Here is a 17,043-nt window from a genome sequence, read left to right on the forward strand (position 1 = left end):
TTTGTCTGTGCGCTATGTGGTGCTTCTAACCGATTTGTGAAGGGCGAAACAGGGCCGGGGCACAGAGTATTACCAGACCCTTTCACAAGCGCATTTTTGGCCTTGCGGGGCAGCGAAACCGCTGCTAGTTGCCCGCTTCCCCACCGAGGGATGATGATTCATCTGCTTCGGGGCCGGTTATCCGGAAACGTCTAGTGAGCGGGCGTAGCTCAGGGGTAGAGCACAACCTTGCCAAGGTTGGGGTCGGGCGTTCGAATCGCCTCGCCCGCTCCAGTTTCTTTTCACATCGCGAAGATCATTGCTCCGGATCCGCATTGCGGCTGCCGGAAAGAGCCGTTCATGGATCGCTAGCAACCTTTCGTCGATATGAGGCGTTGCAATGTGATGCTATATCGTTATGGGGCGCGATACGTTGTATCATTATGTGAGTTTCCTACCCGATGTCAAAACTGTCTGTCCGTTTGTTGTTGAGCACTGCGCTGGTCCCCTCGCTTGCCATGATTGTGGCTGCCCCGGCGGCGGCGCAAGATCAGGGGGCCGATGAAACGGCCGACGAGCGGGTCGAGGATGATTTCCACGATCGGCGGGTCAATGCAGCCGGTGAAATCGTGGTCACAGCTGCTGGTGTGACCCAGCTCGACATATTGGCGGGCAGCGCAATCCTCGAAACCAACGATCTTCAGCGCAATCTTGACGGGCAATTGGGCACGGTTCTGGAGAAGCTCCCGGGCGTTGCGTCGTCGGGCTTTTCTCCCGGCGCCTCGCGTCCGATCCTGCGCGGCTTTTCGGGTGAGCGGGTGAAAGTGCTGGTCGACGGAATCGGTGCAATCGATGCGTCCAACACTTCGGATGACCACGCCGTTTCAATTGATCCGCTGACCGCCGAACGGATCGAAGTGCTGCGCGGCCCGGCGGTCATTCTTTATGGTAGTCAGGCCATTGGTGGTGCAGTCAATGTGATCGACAAACGTATCCCGCAGCGCGTGCCGAACGAGCCATTCCATCTCGATACGATCATCACCGCCGATACAGCTTCCAATTTGCTGCAGGGCGGGGCCTCGCTCGACGTTCCGATCGGGCCCAATTTTGTTGTCCATATGAACGGATCCTATCGCAACAGCGACGATATCGACGTGCCTGGCTTTACCGCTTCGTCCGCATTGCGCGCAGACTTGCTTGCAGATGCGGTAGAGGAGGAGGACGAAGGCGAATTTGAAGAGGCCGAAGAGCTTCGCGAAGCTGCCAACCAAAGCGGCTTTCTTCCAAATAGCGGCGTAGAAACCTGGAGCGGCGATATCGGCTTCGCTGTGTTTGCCGGCGAAAGCAATCTGGGCGCATCTTTCGGCATGTATGGCACGCTCTATGGTGTTCCCGGACGTCCGGGCGCGGGCCACCATCATGGGGAAGAAGAAGGCGGCGAAGGCGAAGCAGAAGAAGAGGAAGGCGAAGAACTCGTCACCATCGACCTGCGCCAATATCGCGCCGATCTTCGCGGTAAACTGGCCTTTGGCGGCGGAATCTTTTCGGAATTGCGCACCCGCGTCGGTTACAGCGATTACACCCATACCGAATTCGAGGGCGACGCGGTTGGGACCGTTTTCGAAGTACAAGGCATCGAAGCGCGCGCAGAGCTGGTCCAGACGCCGCAAGACAATTGGCGCGGCTCGATCGGGCTCCAATATACTTTCCGCGATTTCAAAGCGATCGGCGAAGAAGCATTCGTCGCGCCGAACAGGACCAACCAGATCGCGCTGTCCGGCCTGCAGGAATTTGAACTGACCGACAATGTCCAGCTCGAAGGCGCGCTGCGCTATGAAAAGACCGATGTCAGTTCCAACGCGTTGGGGGTCGAGCGCGACTACGGCACTGTGTCAGGCGCGATTTCTCTCGCCTATGAGACCAATGACGGCCTTCGATTTGGTGTAACGGGATCGCGCGCCGAACGGGCACCAGCGGCGGAAGAGCTGTTCTCGAACGGACCGCATATTGCCACCCAGGCATTCGAAATCGGCGACATCAATCTTGATACCGAGAAAGCATGGGGCGTCGAGGCATTCGTCAGAGGAAATGTCGGACCTGCCAGCGTCAACTTCGCGGTGTTCCACAATGCGTTCGACGATTACATTTTCCTCGCGGGGACCGGTCTCGAAGAAGATGATCTTCCGGTTTTCCAGTTCCTTCAAGATGACGCAAATTACTTCGGGATCGAAGGCCAGGTGACCATGCCGCTGGTGGATAGCGGGCCGTTTACTCTGCTTGCCGATTTGCGCGGCGATTACATCAAAGCAGAGCTTTCTGACGGCACACCGTTGCCGCGCATTCCGGCGCTCAATTTCCTCGGCGCGCTAGAGGCGCAAACCAGCCAGATTGATGGCCGCATCGAGGCCCAGTGGTTTGATAGCCAGAACGATGTCGCGCCATTCGAAACACCCACCGACAGCTTCACGCTGGTCAATGCCTCGATCGCGTGGCGGCCGCTCAAATATCGTTCGAACATCACAGTGATGCTGCAAGCAGACAATATCTTCGATGTCGAAGGGCGCCGGCACACCAGCTTCACCAAAGACTTTGTCCCCAATATCGGGCGCAATTTCAAAGTGAGCGTGCGGACCAGTTTCTGACCGCTTTGGGCGGGCCTCTCCCGGCAGCGTCGAGATCAGCTTTCAAGCGCGAAACTGATCTCGGCGTTGTCCTGCAGGCGTTTGACCAGATGTTCGCCAAGGAATGATCCGGGCGTTCCCACACCGCCATCGACTTTGCTCGCGAGCAAAGCGATGCCGGTCTCTGCGATCATGCGGCTGGTGGAGCCATAGCCCGGATCATAGCGGCCTTTGACGCCGTAGCGGATGATTTCGCCATCTTCCATTTCGCCCACGAACAGCACATCGTAATGGCCGTTTGCGCGTTCTTCCGCGCTGGGCCCTTCGCCCGGTTTGGGAGGCTTGGCACCGAACGGGTTCTTGAGCATTTCGGTTGCCGCTTTGGCAGCCTTTTCACCCAATTCGCCCGCGCTGGTGAGCATCATCTCGTCATATTTGAAATCTTCGCCATAGGGATGGCCAAGCAGGAAGTTGGTGCGGTGCACATTCTTGGTGTTGATCGTCGCCATGATGAAGGGCGCGGCCCATTTGCCGATCGTCTCGTCATATTCGGGGACCAGACCCATTGGCTGGTCCGGTCCTTCAAATCCCGGTGTAAGGCCGAAGGGGCTTTGCAAGACCGAGATCAGTTTGGGGTTCTTGGCGACCGATTTCATCGTCGCGGTCAAGCTGGCGGCGGTCCCGCCTGAAAATGTCCCTACCATTGATCGCACGCGGCCCTTTACGCGCGGCGCAGGCTTGCCGAATTTCGCAATCGCTTCCTTCTGCAGCATGTAAACACCAAGATCGAAAGGGATCGAATCGAAGCCTGAAGAGAAGCAGATCCGCGCGCCGCTGGCTTTCGCGGCCTCATGATGTTCGTTGATCTTCTCGTGCATCCAGCCGGGTTCGCCGCACAGATCGGCATAGTCGGTCCCCGTCTCTACGCAGGCGGTGACCAGCGCATCGCCATAAAGCTGGTACGGGCCGACAGTTGTCAGGACGACCTTGGTGCGTTCGCACATTGCTTTCAAACTGGCCGGATCGTCCGAATTGGCAACGATCAGCGCGGTGTCGGCAGGCACGCCGATTTCGTCGCGCACTTCCTGCAATTTGGTCAGGCTGCGCCCCGCCATCGCCCATTGCGGCTCGTCATCGAGCTCATTGTAATGTTGGTGCAAATACTCGGCGACAAGGCGTCCGGTATAGCCGGTCGCGCCATAAATTATAATGTCGAATTCGCGCTCTGACTTGCTCATGCTGTCTCTCCTTTCCTGCCTGAATGCGCGTGCAAAGCAGGAGAGTCAAAGACGTAACGGCATCGCGGAGTTCAGGACGAATTCCTGCCCGTTTCTGTCACAGTTTTGGCAGCGTCACGCCTCTTTGCCCCATATATTTGCCCGCGCGGTCGGCATAGGTGACCTCGGGGCGTTCGTTGCCTTGCAGGAACAGGAACTGGCACGCGCCTTCATTGGCATAGATTTTCGCTGGCAGCGGGGTCGTGTTCGAAAATTCCAGCGTCACGTGGCCCTCCCAGCCCGGCTCCAGCGGGGTCACGTTCACGATAATCCCGCAGCGCGCATAGGTGCTTTTGCCCAAACAGATCACCAGCACATCTTCGGGGATGCGGAAATATTCGACTGTGCGGGCAAGCGCGAAGGAATTGGGCGGGATGATGCAGACATCCGTTTCGCGATCGACAAAGTTCTTCGGGTCGAATTCCTTGGGATCGACCACGCTGCTGTCGACATTGGTGAAAATCTTGAATTCGGGCGCGACGCGCGCGTCATAACCGAAAGAGCTGAGCCCGTAGGAAATATTGCCGTCGCGCCGCTGCGCTTCGACGAAGGGCTCAATCATGCCCTTTTCCTGAGCTGCGGACCGTATCCATTTATCGCTGAGAATCGCCATGGCCGAGTGATTCCCCACTTATGCGTGCGGGGCAAGCAGCAGAGCCCGCTTTTCCCCTCTGATGATCGCGATCAAGCTAGCGGATACGCTTTGCACCAAGCTGCGGATTTTGCGCGGCGATGTGGTTGAGCCACTTTTTCGGGCGGCGCAGCATGTTTTTCGGATAGTCCACTTTGAGCCCGGCAATCTGCGCCATCGCTCCGACAAAATGGATGCAATTGCGCGTGTCGAGATCGTAATATTTGCCCGGAGCATCGCGCCATTTGCGCATGGTCGCGCGGACTTTGCCAACCTGTGCATCGGTTAGGGTCACGGTGAAATGGACGTTGGTTTTCTGGATATAGCTGGCGTTCTCGACCTGTATGTCATGCTCGACCGGGCCATTGAGGATGGCGGTGGTGACTTTCTTGGCGGTGAAGCCGTAATTTTCTTCGACTTTGGTGCCGTCCTGCATCGTGCCCGACAGCCGCACGAAAGTATGCGGGTAACGCCCGAACAAGACAGAGCCGTTGAAACTGTGAAAGGCCATTTTCACTTCGGCAGCGGCAGGCAGCGACCAACCCGACAGAACGAGTGCAATGGCAAGCGTCACCAGGCGGAACAGGGCTTTCAATCGGGTCATAATGCGTTCTCTAATACCCAACCAACGGCGCGCGCAATGAAATCCTCTGCCTAACTCGCCAGCAGGCTCGCATTGCCGCCTGCCGCCGTGGTGTCGATGCACACGACGCGTTCGGTGGCGAAGCGCGCGACATAATGCGGTCCGCCGGCTTTGGGGCCAGTGCCCGACAGGCCTTCCCCGCCGAATGGCTGGCTTTCCACCACCGCGCCGATCTGGTTGCGGTTGACGTAGAAATTGCCAACCCGGGCGCGCGCTTCAACAAAGCGCCGTGTCTCCTCGATCCGGCTGTGCAGCCCCAAGGTCAGGCCAAAACCGGTTGCGTTTATATCGTCGATTATTTGCCCAAGCTGGTCACCGCCAAACCGCGCAACATGCAGGACCGGGCCGAAATTCTCCCGTTTCAGATCCAGAATGGAATCAAGCTCGATAATCGTCGGCGCGACAAAACAGCCTGCGCCGGTCCCTTTGGGCAGCTTGCGCCGCCAGACTCTGCGCCCGGCTTTCTTGCGGCGCGCAATATGGCGTTCAAGAGCGGCCTTTGCATCCGGATCAATCACCGGCCCGACATCGACTTTGAGCTGCACCGGATCGCCGATCTCGAGCGCTTCGAACGCGCCCTGGATCATTGCCAATGTCTCGTCATAGATGTCGTCCTGCAAATAAAGCATGCGCAGCGCCGAGCAGCGCTGACCGGCGCTCTGGAATGCGCTGGCGACAACATCGCGGGTAACCTGTTCGGGCAGGGCAGAGGAGTCGACAATCATCGCGTTCTGGCCGCCGGTTTCAGCGATGAAAGTCGCAATCGGCCCTTCGCGCGCGGCGAGAGAGCGGTTGATCGCGCGGGCCGTATCGGTAGATCCGGTAAAGGCAACGCCCGCCAGCCGCGGATCGCTGGTGATAAATTCGCCAACATCGCCCGCACCGGGCAGCAATTGCAGGACTTTCTCGGGAATGCCCGCCTCGTGGCACAGCTTGACCGCGAGCGCGGCGATCAGCGGTGTCTGTTCTGCAGGCTTTGCAACAACGGCGTTGCCCGCTGCGAGCGCCGCTGCCGCAGGGCCGATAAAGATCGCCAAGGGGAAGTTCCACGGGCTGATCGTGGCGAACACGCCGCGTCCTGCCAGACTAAGCCGGTTTTCCTCGCCCGTGGGACCGGGCAGGAGAAACGGCTCGGCACACAAATGGCGCGCTTCGGCAGCGTAATAGCGCAGGAAATCGACCGCCTCGCGCAGTTCCAGCACCGCATCGACCAAGGTTTTGCCTGCCTCGCGCTGGCACAGCGAAAGAAATTCGTCCGTATGCGCTTCAAAGGCATCGGCCGCAGCTTCGAGCAGGAGCGCGCGTTTCTCTCCGCCCATTGCATTCCAGCCGGGCTGGATTGCCTCGGCCCGTCCGATGGCCTCCTCGACTTCTTCCTGCAAACTGTCGCGCCGTGTGCCGACTTCGCTGGTCAGATCCTGCGGCTTGGTAATCGGGGCGATTTCCGCTTCCATTTCTGAGGGGAATGTTGGCTCGGCATGCCAAGAGACAGAAGCCAGTTTCTCCAGCCTCCCCATCAGCGGTTCGCGGACCAGCGGATCGGACAGATCGATACCGGCGCTGTTGGTCCGGTCGGGGAAAATGTCAGCTGGCAGCGGGATTGCCGGGTTCCGTTTGGGGTACAGCGCAGCCATTTCCGCAACCGGATCGGTGGCGAGATCTTTGGCGGGCACTTCGGCATCTGCCATGCGGTTGACGAAAGAGGAATTTGCCCCGTTTTCAAGCAACCGCCGGACAAGATAGGCCAGCAGATCCTTGTGGCTGCCAACGGGGGCGTAAATGCGCACGGGGGTCCGGGCATCTCCCTCCAGCTTGGCCAGTTCCTCGTAAATATCCTCGCCCATTCCGTGCAGGCGCTGGAATTCAAAATCGGCCTCATGCTTGGCGTCTTCGGCAAGCGCCTTGATTGCGCCGACCGTATAGGCGTTGTGCGTGGCAAAAGCGGGATAGATCGCGTCGCCTGCATCGATCAGCTTGGACGCGCAGGCGAGATAGGACACGTCGGTCGCGATCTTGCGGGTAAACACAGGATAATCGGTGTAGCCGCCAACTTGCGATACCTTGATTTCAGTATCCCAATAGGCGCCTTTGACCAGCCGGACCATCAGCCGCCGGGCATGCCGCCGGGCCAGTTTGACAACCCAGTCGCAAAGCGGCGCAGCGCGTTTTTGATAGGCCTGCACTGCCATTCCGAACCCTTCCCAGCGGGTACCGTCAGCTCTCACGAAAATCTGGTCGTCGGCCACCAGCGTTTCGATAATATCCATCGATATTTCGAGTCGTTCGGCTTCTTCCGCGTCGATGGTGAAATGCATGTTCGCATCGCGCGCCTTGATCGCCAGCGCTTTGAGAATGGGCAGCAGGGCTGCGGTCACTTCCGCTGCATGGGTGAAGAAATATTTGGGGTGCAGGGCCGACAGTTTGACCGAAATTCCGGGCGATGTGCCAATCCCGCCATCGGTCTCGCTGGCGAGCCGTTCGATCGCCCTTTCATAGGCCACCCGGTACCGTTCGGCATCGGCATAGGTCATTGCCGCTTCGCCCAGCATGTCGAAGCTGTGCGTCAAGCCTTGCTTGCGTTCGGGCACCGCGCGTTTCAGCGCCTCGCCGATTGACCGGCCGAAAACAAACTGGCCGCCAAGAATGCGCATCGCCTGCAAAGTCGCTTTGCGGATTACCGGCTCACCCAACCGGTTCATTGTCTGTTTAAAGGTTTTGGTCATGCCGCGCTGATGTTCTTCGGGCCGCTCCAAAACCTCGCCGGTCAGCATCAAAGAGAACGTCGCCGCATTGACGAAAGTGGAAGAGCTTTCGCCCAGATGTTCACCCCAGTCGATATCGCCGATTTTGTCGCGGATCAGCATGTCTGCGGTCTCGCTGTCGGGCACGCGCAGCAATGCCTCGGCAAGGCACATCAGCGCGATGCCTTCTTCGGTGTCGAGACCAAATTGATGGAGAAAGGCATCTATCCCGCTGGCCTTGCGGCGGCGCGCGCCCTCGATCAATTGGATAGCAATTGCGGCGGATTGGTCATGCAAGTTGGTTGCAGGGGCCGCTTGCTTGATCCGTTCCGCAACGCAGGCATTTTCTTCCTGACGATAAGCCAGACGGAATGCAATGCGGTCTAGCGGGGCGGGCCGGGTCATAGGCGACTCAATCTATAGAGGGGTTGGTAATTCTTGGGCGATCTGAACCTAGTTTCAGTTGCAATCAAGTGGCAGCGTGCGCCATGGCTTTGAAAAGCAAATATGGAGCGGTGCAATGGCAGGACGATTTTTTGACGAATGGCAGGTCGGAGACCGGATCGAACACGAATTGCGCCGCACGGTGACCGAAACGGACAATCTGCTGTTCACAACGATGACCCACAATCCGCAGCCGCTGCATCTCGACATAGAGGCTGCGAAAGAGTCGGAATTCGGCAAGATTCTGGTCAATGGCACTTTCACCTTTGCGTTGATGATCGGCCTGTCAGTCGGCGATACGACTGTGGGAACATTGGTTGCCAATCTGGGATACGACAAAGTGATGATGCCGCACCCTGTGGCAATCGGCGATACGCTTCGCGCGACCAGCGAAGTGGCCGCGCTGAAGGAATCGAAATCGCGGCCCAATGCAGGGATCGTTACGTTCCAGCACGAGCTGCTCAACCAAAGAGATGAAGTGGTGTGCAAATGCTCCCGCGCCGCGCTGTTGCTGCGGTCGGGCGCCTGACCCGGACTTGACCTGAGCGGAGACTATGGCATCACCAGTGCCACAAGTTTGCGAGGGAATCGCAGCGCAGGAGGGGTGTCATGAAGAAAATTCTGGGTGTCTTGGTTGTGATTGCGGCCGTTGCTGGTGCGGTGTGGTACCTGTTTTTGCGCGATGATCCCGTTGCCGCCGCGCAGGATGTTGCCGAAGCCGAGGCAGCCGTCACACTCAGCGAATATCCCGAGAAAGTGCTGTGGGGAGACACGCATCTTCACACCGACAATTCGATCGATGCGTTCGGCTTTGGCACGCGGCTCGGCCCCGATGCGGCGCTCCAATTCGCGCGTGGTGACATGGTTACGTCGACCACCGGCATTGATGCACAACTCTCGCGCCCGCTCGATTTCCTGGTGATTGCCGATCATAGCGACGGTCTGGGGTCAACCCGCCGTCTCTACGATGCGCCGCGCGCCTTGATCCAAGACGAAACGCTGCTGCGTTGGCACGATATGATGCATGAATCGCCCGAGCAGTCGCAACTGGCGATCGCGGAATTGATTACTGCCGCTTCGAACGGGACTTTGCCCGAAGCCCTGCGCGATCCGGAGACACAGGCAGAAGCAACCAAAGATATTTGGACCACCCATCTGGCAACGCTCGACAAATATTACGAGCCGGGCAAATTCACCCCGATCGCCGGATATGAATGGACCGCCATGCCCGGCGGCAACAATCTGCACCGGGTCGTGATGTATCGCGACGGTTTTGAGCGTACATCTGCCACGCTCCCATATCCGGGGATCGACGGAGAGATTGACGGGTTGTTCGATTATATGGACGCCTATGAGGCAGCGACGGGTGGCCGCGTGCTGGCCATTCCGCATAACTCCAATCTCTCGAACGGGCTGATGTTCGAACTGACGCAGGCCGATGGCGGGCCGATGACGGCGGAAACCTCGCGCCGGCGCGCGCACCGCGAACCGGTTGTCGAAGCGACGCAGATCAAAGGCGATAGCGAGTCTCATCCGTTTCTTTCACCCAATGACGAATTCGCCAGCTTCGGCGATGCAGGGTGGGAAATCGGCAATCTCTCGCTCACTGCACCCAAAGACAATTCGATGCTCGCCGGGGAGTATTTGCGCGAAGCGCTCAAGCGCGGGCTGTCGATTGAACAGCAGACCGGGGTGAACCCGTACAAGTTCGGGATGATCGGATCGACCGACAGCCACACCACGCTCGCGACCGCTGACGAGGATAATTTCTTCGGCAAGCATACCGGCACGGAACCCGATGCGGAACGCGCCAATGCGCCGCAGAATCTGGGAACCAGGGTGGGGCGGTTCGGCTGGAACTATCTTGCCAGCGGCTATGCGGCGGTCTGGGCCAAAGCCAACACGCGCGCGGAAATCTTTGACGCGATGATGCGGCGCGAAGTCTACGCGACAACCGGCCCGCGCATGACCGTGCGGTTTTTTGGCGGGGCGGATTTTTCCGGCACGGATTTTTCGGGTGATTGGGTTGCCAGCGCCTATGCAAACGGCGTGCCGATGGGCGGGGAGCTGGAAGATACCGGCAGCGCTCCGCAATTCATCGTATCGGCGCTGAAAGACCCCGAGGGCGCGCATCTTGACCGCGTTCAAATTGTCAAAGGCTGGATCAATTCCGATGGCACAACCAGCGAGAAAGTGTTCGACGTGATCTGGTCAGACCAGGACACGCGCCGCACAGTCGGCGGGAAAGTGCCCGCGGTTGGCGATACGGTTGACCGCGCAAAAGCAACCTACACCAACGATATCGGGGCGGCCGAGTTGCAGACCGTCTGGACCGACCCCGAATATCGTGCCGGGCAGAACGCGTTTTATTATGTGCGCGTGCTGGAGATCCCGACGCCGCGCTGGGTCTTGTTTGATGCATTACGCTTTGGATTCGAATTGAGCGAAGAGGCAAAGGCAAATTCGGTCGGTCAGGAACGCGCCTACACGTCACCGATCTGGGTGAACCAGCCGGCATCAGGCGCAGCCAACGCGCCATGACCATACCCCAATGGGCCCGAACGGGGCTGCGCGAACCGCTGGTCCAATTCCTGATAGCGGGCGCCGCCCTGTTCGTGTTTTTTGCATGGAAGGGCGAACCCGTTGATCCGGCAAGCCGGACTATCGAAATCTCGCTTGAAGACCGCGCGCGGCTCTCGCTCCAATGGGAACGGACCATGCAACGCCCGCCCACCGATGCCGAGTTGGACCGGTTGACGGAGACCTGGTTGCGCGAGGAAATCCTGTACCGTGAAGCGCTCAGGCTGGGGCTCGATCGCGATGATGCGGTGGTGCGCAAGCGGCTCGCCAACAAGATGAACTTTCTCGCATCGAGCATGGTGGAAACCGCGCAGCCTTCGGATGAAACGTTGAGCACATGGCTGGCCGACAATCCGCAGCGCTTTGCCGATGACACGACCTATAGTTTCGACCAGCTCTATTTTGCCGAGAAAGACGACGCGGAAGCGGCTCTGGCAAAAATTAGCTCCGCAGATAACTGGAAGGGTTTGGGTGAGGCAATCTCCTTGCCTCCCGCATCGGATAATCTCCCGTCGCGGCAGGTCGAAGGGCACTTCGGGTCAGCCTTCCTCGACAATTTGCGGTCTATCGAGACGCCAGGGGCGTGGTCTGGCCCGGTCGTGTCGGGTTTCGGCTGGCATCTGATCCGTTTGCGCGCGCGCAATGTGGGCAAAGTCCCCCCGCTGGAGGATATCCGCCAGCGAGTAGAAAATGATTGGCGCACCCAAACTCTCGAGACCCGGCAGGACGAAGCGTACCAACTTCTCCGCGATGCCTATGAGGTGTCTGTCGAGAGATGAGATTTCTGGCATGCCTCTTCGCCGCGCTGGCGGCGGCATGGGCGCTGCTACCTGCAACGGCGCAGGCGGACGAGCTGCGCCCCGGCTATCTCGAGCTTACCGAGCAGTCTCAAGGTGTGTGGCAGCTGTCATGGAAGCAAACTTTCACCAAACCGCCGGCAGAGACTCCCGCGCCCCCTTTGATACCCGAGCCGTGCGATTTTGAGGCCGACCCGCAGATTGGCGCGGCGCAGGGCGCGGTGATCGGATCTGCGACGCTGCGCTGTTCGGCCCCGCTTGGCGGGCAATCAATCGCCATGCCCGGTCTGATCGGGCAATCGGATATGCTGGTTCGGGTTCAACCGTTAGGCGAACCGGTTCAGGCGCTCCGCCTGACTGCCAAGGAACCAACCGCTGCAATCGCGGCGCAGCCTGACACTTTCCAAGTGCTGCGAACCTATTTCATCATCGGCGTGGAACATATTCTGGCCGGGTGGGACCATCTGCTTTTCGTGATTGCGCTGGTTTTGCTGATCAAGAATTGGCGGGCAGTCATTCTTGCGGCGACTGCGTTCACGATTGCGCACTCGATCACGCTGGCAGTGGCGGCGCTGGGCTATGTCGGGCTGCCGCAAGCCCCGGTCGAAGCCTTGATTGCGCTGTCGATCCTGTTTCTCGCCTTGGAAATCCTGCGGCCAGAGGGTGAAAAGCTGACACTCACAAGGAGATTTCCATGGGTGGTCGCATTTCTGTTCGGTCTGCTGCACGGGTTCGGTTTCGCTGGCGCGCTCAATTCGATTGGATTGCCGGAGGAAGATATCCTTGCGGCCTTGCTTGCCTTTAATATCGGCGTTGAGGCGGGACAGTTGCTGGTGATCGCAGTGTTGCTTGCTTTGCTCGCCGTTCTTCGCCGCATGGCCGTTCAAGCGCTCGCTCCGACGGTTCGCTTTTCGGCCTATGGCATCGGAATAATCGGGGCTTACTGGCTGGTTGACCGGGTGATCGCCTGATCGTTCACAAAGCCATTATTGCCGCCAAGCGCCTGCCACAGGAGCAAACGCGATCTTAGCGCCTGCCCGCGTGTCACCGCGACTCTTTCGCCAGACGCATCGGCAGCACGCCGCGCATCGAGCACGGTGAGAAAATTCGAAAGGCCTGCGCGGAAGCGCACCTCTGCCAGTTCGGCTGCGCGGTTGGCGCTGGCGCGCTCGCGCTCGGCTGCGACCAGCTGGCGATCACTGGACTGCACCAGGCCATAGGCTGTTTCGGCTTCTCCCAACGCTGCGAAAACGCGCCCGCGATAAGCTTGAAACGCCGCGCGCTTGTCTGCCGCTGCGCCATCAATTTGCGCTTCGATCCGCCCGAAATCGAGCAGCGGCGCAAGCAGAGAACCACCGGCAGACCCGACCGCCGCGTCGCCGTCAAACAGACCGCCCACATCAAATGCGAGCAGGCCCAGAGCTGCCGAAAGCGTGAATTTCGGAAAACGATCTGCGGCCGCCGCGTAAAGCTGCGCATCGCTTGCCGCCAGACGCGCGGCTGCGGCTTGGATGTCGGGCCGGTTCGCCAGCAGCTGCGACGGGGTGGTGGATGGAGCATCCGGGATCGAAGCCGCCGGACCCGGCTGCGCGAGCGCTTCTTTCACGCTTTGCGCCGGTTGCGCGGTCAGCGTCACCAGCCGGCCGACTATCCGCACGCGTTCGCTGTCCAATGCGGCGATCCTGGCGCGGCTCGATTCGGCAACAGTCTCTGCGCGAACACGATCAAAACCCGGGGCAATTCCCGCACGCTCGCGGATATCGGCCAAGGTGACGAGTGTCTCTGCCGCGACCAGATCTTCTTTCAGCGAAGCCTCGCGTGCCTTTAGGGTGCGCCAATCGACCACTGCGGCGGCAATTTCAGCCATGATCGAGATGCGCAGCGCCGCGGCATCGGCGCCTGCTGCGTCCACCAGACTGTCCGCCGCCCGTTCCCGTGCGCGAAGCTGGCCAAACAGATCGGGATCCCAAGACCCGGAAATATTCGCGCCATATCGCATCCGCTCGCTGTCGATACCAAAGGCAGCGGGAAGATTGCTTCCGAATTGAGCAGGGCTTGTCCGCGTGCCTGCAACCGATGCGTCACCCGAAACCACCGGCATACGATTGGCGCCTGCGCCCGCAGCATTGGCGATGGCCTTGTCGATCCTTGCCGCGGCTTCGAGCAGGCTTGGCGAACCGGCGAGCGCGGCGTCGGACAAGGTAAGGAAAGCCGGATCATTGACGGGCAATAATGCGTCGACCGATGCCTCCGTTTCGCCCGATGCGGTATAGGCAAAGCTTTGCGGCAAAGCGGGTGGCGGCGTTGCAATTTCGGGGGCGGGCCCGGCCACGCATGCGCTCACCGCGATGCTCGCACCGGCTGTCAGCAAGAGGCGCGCAAAGAGCGGACGGTGCCGTGTCATTGCGCTTCCGCCTCACTATCAGCGGGTTTTGCTTGGCCGGCCTTTTTCGTGTTCGTCGTCTTTGCCGGAATGAACGCATCAATCTGTTGGCCGACCCGGAACAGACCGTCGGTTTCGGGTAGTTCATACAACACTTGCAGCACGCGCACATCGACTCGCTCGCTGGCGCTATTGGTCAGCGATCTTTTTGGCACGACAAGCGGCTCTGCGCGGACGAATTTTGCTTCGACCTGCTCACCCGCCGCGCCGCGCGGTGACACGATGGCGGATGCGCCCATATCCATCCGCGCGACTTCGGATTCGTCGATATCGACACGGATATAGAGCGGCCGTGTTTCGCCCATGCGAATGAAGGGCAGCCCGCTCCCGCCCATGGTGGAGACGAATTCGCCCGGCCGGATATTCACTTCCAGAATTTCGCCTGCCATGGGCGCGCGAACGGTAAGCCGGCCCAATTCGGTGCGGGCACTGCCGGCAGCGGCTTGTGCGGCGGAAAGCCTGGCGCGGGCGACTTTCAAACGGCTGTTGGCGGCATCGGCATCGCCTTGTGCGCGAATGACTTCAGCGCGCGAAACGGCGGCTGGATCTTCAACCTGATTGTAAAGGCTAAGCTGCCTTTGTGCGGTCGCTCTGGCGGATTGCGCTTCGCTGATCGCTGCGCGGGCTTCGCCGATGGCAGCTTGTGTTTCGCTGATGCGCGCCCGGACCGCGCGGTCATCAACGGTGAACAGGACCTGCCCCTTTTCGACATAATCGCCCGGCTGAACGCGCAGATCGCTGACGAGGCCGGACAAGGCCGTGCCGATATCGACGATCTCGCTCGACGGTTCGACCAGGCCTGCGCCTGCGACCCGCGCCGAATTGGCAAGCTCGCCGGTTGCGCGTGGCGGCTCGTTCTCCGGCTCGGACAATTCGCGGTCGGGCAGGCCGTTCCAGATGAACACGATTGCCAAGAGCAGACCGGCCACCGCAATGATCGGCAGAATCTTGCGCGAGAAGCTGAGATTTTCAGGTAGCAATGCCATTACTAGTGGTCCTCCGGCATGTCGGTGCCGTCATGTGTTATCCGCCCGTCCTCCAGCACGAGGATGCGGTCGGCGAGATCAAAAATGCGGTTGTCATGGGTCACGATAATAACCGAGCGGTCTTCGGCCACGCCTACTTCGCGCAGCAGATCCATCACCCGGCGGCCGGACTTGGCATCGAGCGCGGCGGTCGGCTCGTCGCACACCACAAGGCGCGGTTCGTGAACAAGCGCGCGGGCGATTGCGACGCGTTGCTGCTGGCCGCCCGAAAGCTGGTTGGGGAGCTTGCCCGCCTGATCGGCAATATTGAGCTTGTCGAGCATTGCCACCGCACGCTCGCGCGCTTCAAGCCGGTCCATTCCCTGCGCGATCAACGGCACTGCCGCATTGGACGCGGCATCGATGGAGGGAATCAGATTATACTGCTGGAAAATAAAGCCGATATTCTGCAACCGGAAATTGACCAGATCGGTATCGGACAGGCTGTAAATATCGGTGCCGAACACTTCGACATCGCCATCGGTCGGCCACAAAATGCCGCACATGATCGAAATCATGGTGGTTTTGCCGGAGCCAGACTCGCCGACCAGATAAGTCAGTTCGCCGGGGCATACATCCAGATCGATACCGTGGAGCACCCGGATGGTCTGCTGGCCCGCCTGAAAATCGCGTGTCACGCCGCGGGTGCGGATGGCGGGTTGGCGTTCGGCCTGGTTGCCAGTTTCGGTCATCGGAACACCGCCGCAGGTTCGGTATTCATCACACCGCGCAGCGCGATCCATCCCGTCAGCACAATAATCAACACCATCGCCGCAAAGGAAATGAGCGGAATTTGCCACGGAATGTAAAAGCCTTTGAATGTCGGATCATTGGAGAAGGCCGATATAAAGCCCACCGTGCCAAGCACGCCTAGGCCATAGCCGATCATTCCGACCATCCCGGCCTGCACCGCGACCATTTGCGCTATCTTGCCATTGGTCACTCCGATAGCTTTGAGCGCGCCAAACTGTTTGATGTTGTCGCGGATGAACAGGCTGAATGTCAGCCCGACAATCGCCACGCCGACAATAAATCCAAGCAACACGGTAATCCCGAAATTGAGCGGGATTCCGGTGTTTTCGATGATGAAATCGACGCCGTCGCGAGCGAATTCGTCTCGAGTCTGCGCTTTGAGGCCGGTTTGTTCTTCGATCCGTTCGGACAGGCTCTTGGCATCAATCCCGTCAGCCGCACCAACCAGCACAAAGCTCAGCCGGTTCCGCGTTCCGGGGACATAGCGCAGCGCCTGGCTATATTTGGTGTAGAGCACAACCGTGCTGGTGAAGCTGGGTATCGCATCGGCAATTCCGCGCACCACTGCGCGTTGGTCATTGAGTTCCAGCCTCTCGCCGATCGGGCTCTGCCCCGGGAACATCCGTTCCGCGCCCACATCATCGATAATGACCGAATCGGGCTGGGAGAGAACATCGGTGCTGCCTTCGATCATGCCTTTGGGAAGGCCAATCAGCGTCGCATCATCGACGCCGATGATTGCCACGCCTTCCAAATCGCCATCCTTGGTTCTGACCGAGGCATTGGCGCGCAAATGCGGCACGGCCCAGTCAACGCCGGGAACGCCGCGCACCTGATCGAGCGCGGTGGAAGGAAGCGCATAAGCGACATCGGTAGTCCGGCTGACCGGGTCCATCACCCAAACGTCAGCGCTGGAGACATTATATGTGCCGCTTGCCCCGCGTTCGAGCAGGTTCACAAAAATGGTCAGCTGCTGCGTAATCAGCAGAGTCGAGAATGCGATGCCGAACAGAAGCCCGTAAAACTTCTGCTTGTCACCGGTTAGCATTCGAATTGCGATCCACAGCACTCGATCACCTCGGTTTCGCTAGCGGGAGAGGTTGGCAACT

13 protein-coding genes and 1 tRNA gene are annotated in these 17,043 nt (G+C 59.5%); 6 read left to right on the forward strand and 8 right to left on the reverse strand.

All coding sequences use genetic code 11. The features are described from left to right. Positions 1–198 precede the first annotated feature (198 nt). A tRNA-Gly gene (locus GRI41_RS12675) sits at positions 199–273 on the forward strand. Positions 274–440: 167 nt separating this feature from the next. Then, positions 441–2,621: a TonB-dependent receptor gene (locus GRI41_RS12680; RefSeq protein WP_160605393.1), complete on the forward strand. Its 2,181-nt coding sequence runs from the start codon at positions 441–443 to the stop codon at positions 2,619–2,621. Between the two features lie 35 nt (positions 2,622–2,656). On the opposite strand, the gene GRI41_RS12685 is transcribed toward GRI41_RS12680, so the two are convergent. The 4 genes from GRI41_RS12685 to putA form a co-directional block, all read right to left on the reverse strand. Continuing rightward, positions 2,657–3,838 (reverse strand): saccharopine dehydrogenase family protein, encoded by a 1,182-nt coding sequence (locus GRI41_RS12685; protein WP_160605395.1) that lies wholly within the window; start codon positions 3,836–3,838, stop codon positions 2,657–2,659. Between the two features lie 97 nt (positions 3,839–3,935). Next, on the reverse strand, positions 3,936–4,490 hold the full coding sequence (gene dcd / locus GRI41_RS12690; RefSeq protein ID WP_160605397.1) for a dCTP deaminase: 555 nt from the start codon (positions 4,488–4,490) through the stop codon (positions 3,936–3,938). Positions 4,491–4,566: 76 nt separating this feature from the next. Then, entirely contained in the window at positions 4,567–5,112 is a 546-nt protein-coding gene (locus GRI41_RS12695; RefSeq protein WP_235901227.1) for a hypothetical protein, read from the reverse strand. 50 nt (positions 5,113–5,162) lie between these two features. After that, the gene (gene putA, locus GRI41_RS12700; RefSeq protein WP_160605399.1) at positions 5,163–8,297 is read right to left on the reverse strand and encodes a bifunctional proline dehydrogenase/L-glutamate gamma-semialdehyde dehydrogenase PutA; all 3,135 of its coding nucleotides are present in this window, start codon (positions 8,295–8,297) and stop codon (positions 5,163–5,165) included. 115 nt (positions 8,298–8,412) lie between these two features. On the opposite strand from putA, the gene GRI41_RS12705 reads away from it, so the two are divergent. The 4 genes from GRI41_RS12705 to GRI41_RS12720 all read left to right on the forward strand — a co-directional run bounded on the left by GRI41_RS12705 (position 8,413) and on the right by GRI41_RS12720 (position 12,684). Continuing rightward, complete coding sequence (locus tag GRI41_RS12705) at positions 8,413–8,865, forward strand: MaoC family dehydratase (RefSeq protein WP_160605401.1); 453 nt, start codon at positions 8,413–8,415, stop codon at positions 8,863–8,865. An 80-nt stretch (positions 8,866–8,945) separates the two neighbouring features. Further along, positions 8,946–10,877: a DUF3604 domain-containing protein gene (locus GRI41_RS12710; protein ID WP_160605403.1), complete on the forward strand. Its 1,932-nt coding sequence runs from the start codon at positions 8,946–8,948 to the stop codon at positions 10,875–10,877. Further along, positions 10,874–11,695, forward strand: coding sequence for a peptidyl-prolyl cis-trans isomerase (locus tag GRI41_RS12715; protein WP_160605405.1), 822 nt, complete (start codon positions 10,874–10,876; stop codon positions 11,693–11,695). Before GRI41_RS12710 ends, GRI41_RS12715 begins: the two co-directional genes overlap by 4 nt. Then, positions 11,692–12,684 carry a HupE/UreJ family protein gene (locus GRI41_RS12720; protein WP_160605407.1) on the forward strand — a complete coding sequence of 331 codons (993 nt, stop codon included), beginning with the start codon at positions 11,692–11,694 and terminating at the stop codon, positions 12,682–12,684. The genes GRI41_RS12715 and GRI41_RS12720 overlap by 4 nt, the downstream gene beginning before the upstream one ends. Here the strand turns inward: GRI41_RS12720 and GRI41_RS12725 are convergent. Genes GRI41_RS12725 through GRI41_RS12740 form a run of 4 tightly spaced genes read right to left on the reverse strand, consistent with a single transcriptional unit; the run spans position 12,654 to position 16,982 of the window. After that, complete coding sequence (locus tag GRI41_RS12725) at positions 12,654–14,117, reverse strand: efflux transporter outer membrane subunit (protein WP_160605409.1); 1,464 nt, start codon at positions 14,115–14,117, stop codon at positions 12,654–12,656. The two genes, GRI41_RS12720 and GRI41_RS12725, sit on opposite strands and share 31 nt — an antisense overlap. Next, a complete protein-coding gene (locus tag GRI41_RS12730; RefSeq protein WP_160605411.1) occupies positions 14,114–15,142 on the reverse strand; it encodes an efflux RND transporter periplasmic adaptor subunit in 1,029 nt (342 codons plus the stop codon). Before GRI41_RS12730 ends, GRI41_RS12725 begins: the two co-directional genes overlap by 4 nt. A 2-nt stretch (positions 15,143–15,144) precedes the next feature. Next, a complete protein-coding gene (locus tag GRI41_RS12735) occupies positions 15,145–15,873 on the reverse strand; it encodes an ABC transporter ATP-binding protein (RefSeq protein WP_160605413.1) in 729 nt (242 codons plus the stop codon). Next, a complete protein-coding gene (locus GRI41_RS12740) occupies positions 15,870–16,982 on the reverse strand; it encodes an ABC transporter permease (protein WP_202388809.1) in 1,113 nt (370 codons plus the stop codon). The genes GRI41_RS12735 and GRI41_RS12740 overlap by 4 nt, the downstream gene beginning before the upstream one ends. Positions 16,983–17,043: the final 61 nt, after the last annotated feature.

Source organism: Pontixanthobacter aquaemixtae (assembly GCF_009827395.1).
GTDB lineage: Bacteria > Pseudomonadota > Alphaproteobacteria > Sphingomonadales > Sphingomonadaceae > Pontixanthobacter > Pontixanthobacter aquaemixtae.

Excerpts from the sequence above, each read along its gene's own strand:
- GRI41_RS12715 (WP_160605405.1), top strand. The coding sequence starts at position 10,874 with ATGACCATACCCCAATGGGCCCGAACGGGGCTGCGCGAACCGCTGGTC.
- GRI41_RS12725 (WP_160605409.1), bottom strand. The coding sequence starts at position 14,117 with ATGACACGGCACCGTCCGCTCTTTGCGCGCCTCTTGCTGACAGCCGGT.
- GRI41_RS12710 (WP_160605403.1), top strand. The coding sequence starts at position 8,946 with ATGAAGAAAATTCTGGGTGTCTTGGTTGTGATTGCGGCCGTTGCTGGT.
- GRI41_RS12685 (WP_160605395.1), bottom strand. The coding sequence starts at position 3,838 with ATGAGCAAGTCAGAGCGCGAATTCGACATTATAATTTATGGCGCGACC.
- GRI41_RS12680 (WP_160605393.1), top strand. The coding sequence starts at position 441 with ATGTCAAAACTGTCTGTCCGTTTGTTGTTGAGCACTGCGCTGGTCCCC.
- dcd (WP_160605397.1), bottom strand. The coding sequence starts at position 4,490 with ATGGCGATTCTCAGCGATAAATGGATACGGTCCGCAGCTCAGGAAAAG.
- GRI41_RS12705 (WP_160605401.1), top strand. The coding sequence starts at position 8,413 with ATGGCAGGACGATTTTTTGACGAATGGCAGGTCGGAGACCGGATCGAA.
- GRI41_RS12740 (WP_202388809.1), bottom strand. The coding sequence starts at position 16,982 with ATGCTAACCGGTGACAAGCAGAAGTTTTACGGGCTTCTGTTCGGCATC.
- GRI41_RS12735 (WP_160605413.1), bottom strand. The coding sequence starts at position 15,873 with ATGACCGAAACTGGCAACCAGGCCGAACGCCAACCCGCCATCCGCACC.
- putA (WP_160605399.1), bottom strand. The coding sequence starts at position 8,297 with ATGACCCGGCCCGCCCCGCTAGACCGCATTGCATTCCGTCTGGCTTAT.
- GRI41_RS12695 (WP_235901227.1), bottom strand. The coding sequence starts at position 5,112 with ATGACCCGATTGAAAGCCCTGTTCCGCCTGGTGACGCTTGCCATTGCA.
- GRI41_RS12720 (WP_160605407.1), top strand. The coding sequence starts at position 11,692 with ATGAGATTTCTGGCATGCCTCTTCGCCGCGCTGGCGGCGGCATGGGCG.
- GRI41_RS12730 (WP_160605411.1), bottom strand. The coding sequence starts at position 15,142 with ATGGCATTGCTACCTGAAAATCTCAGCTTCTCGCGCAAGATTCTGCCG.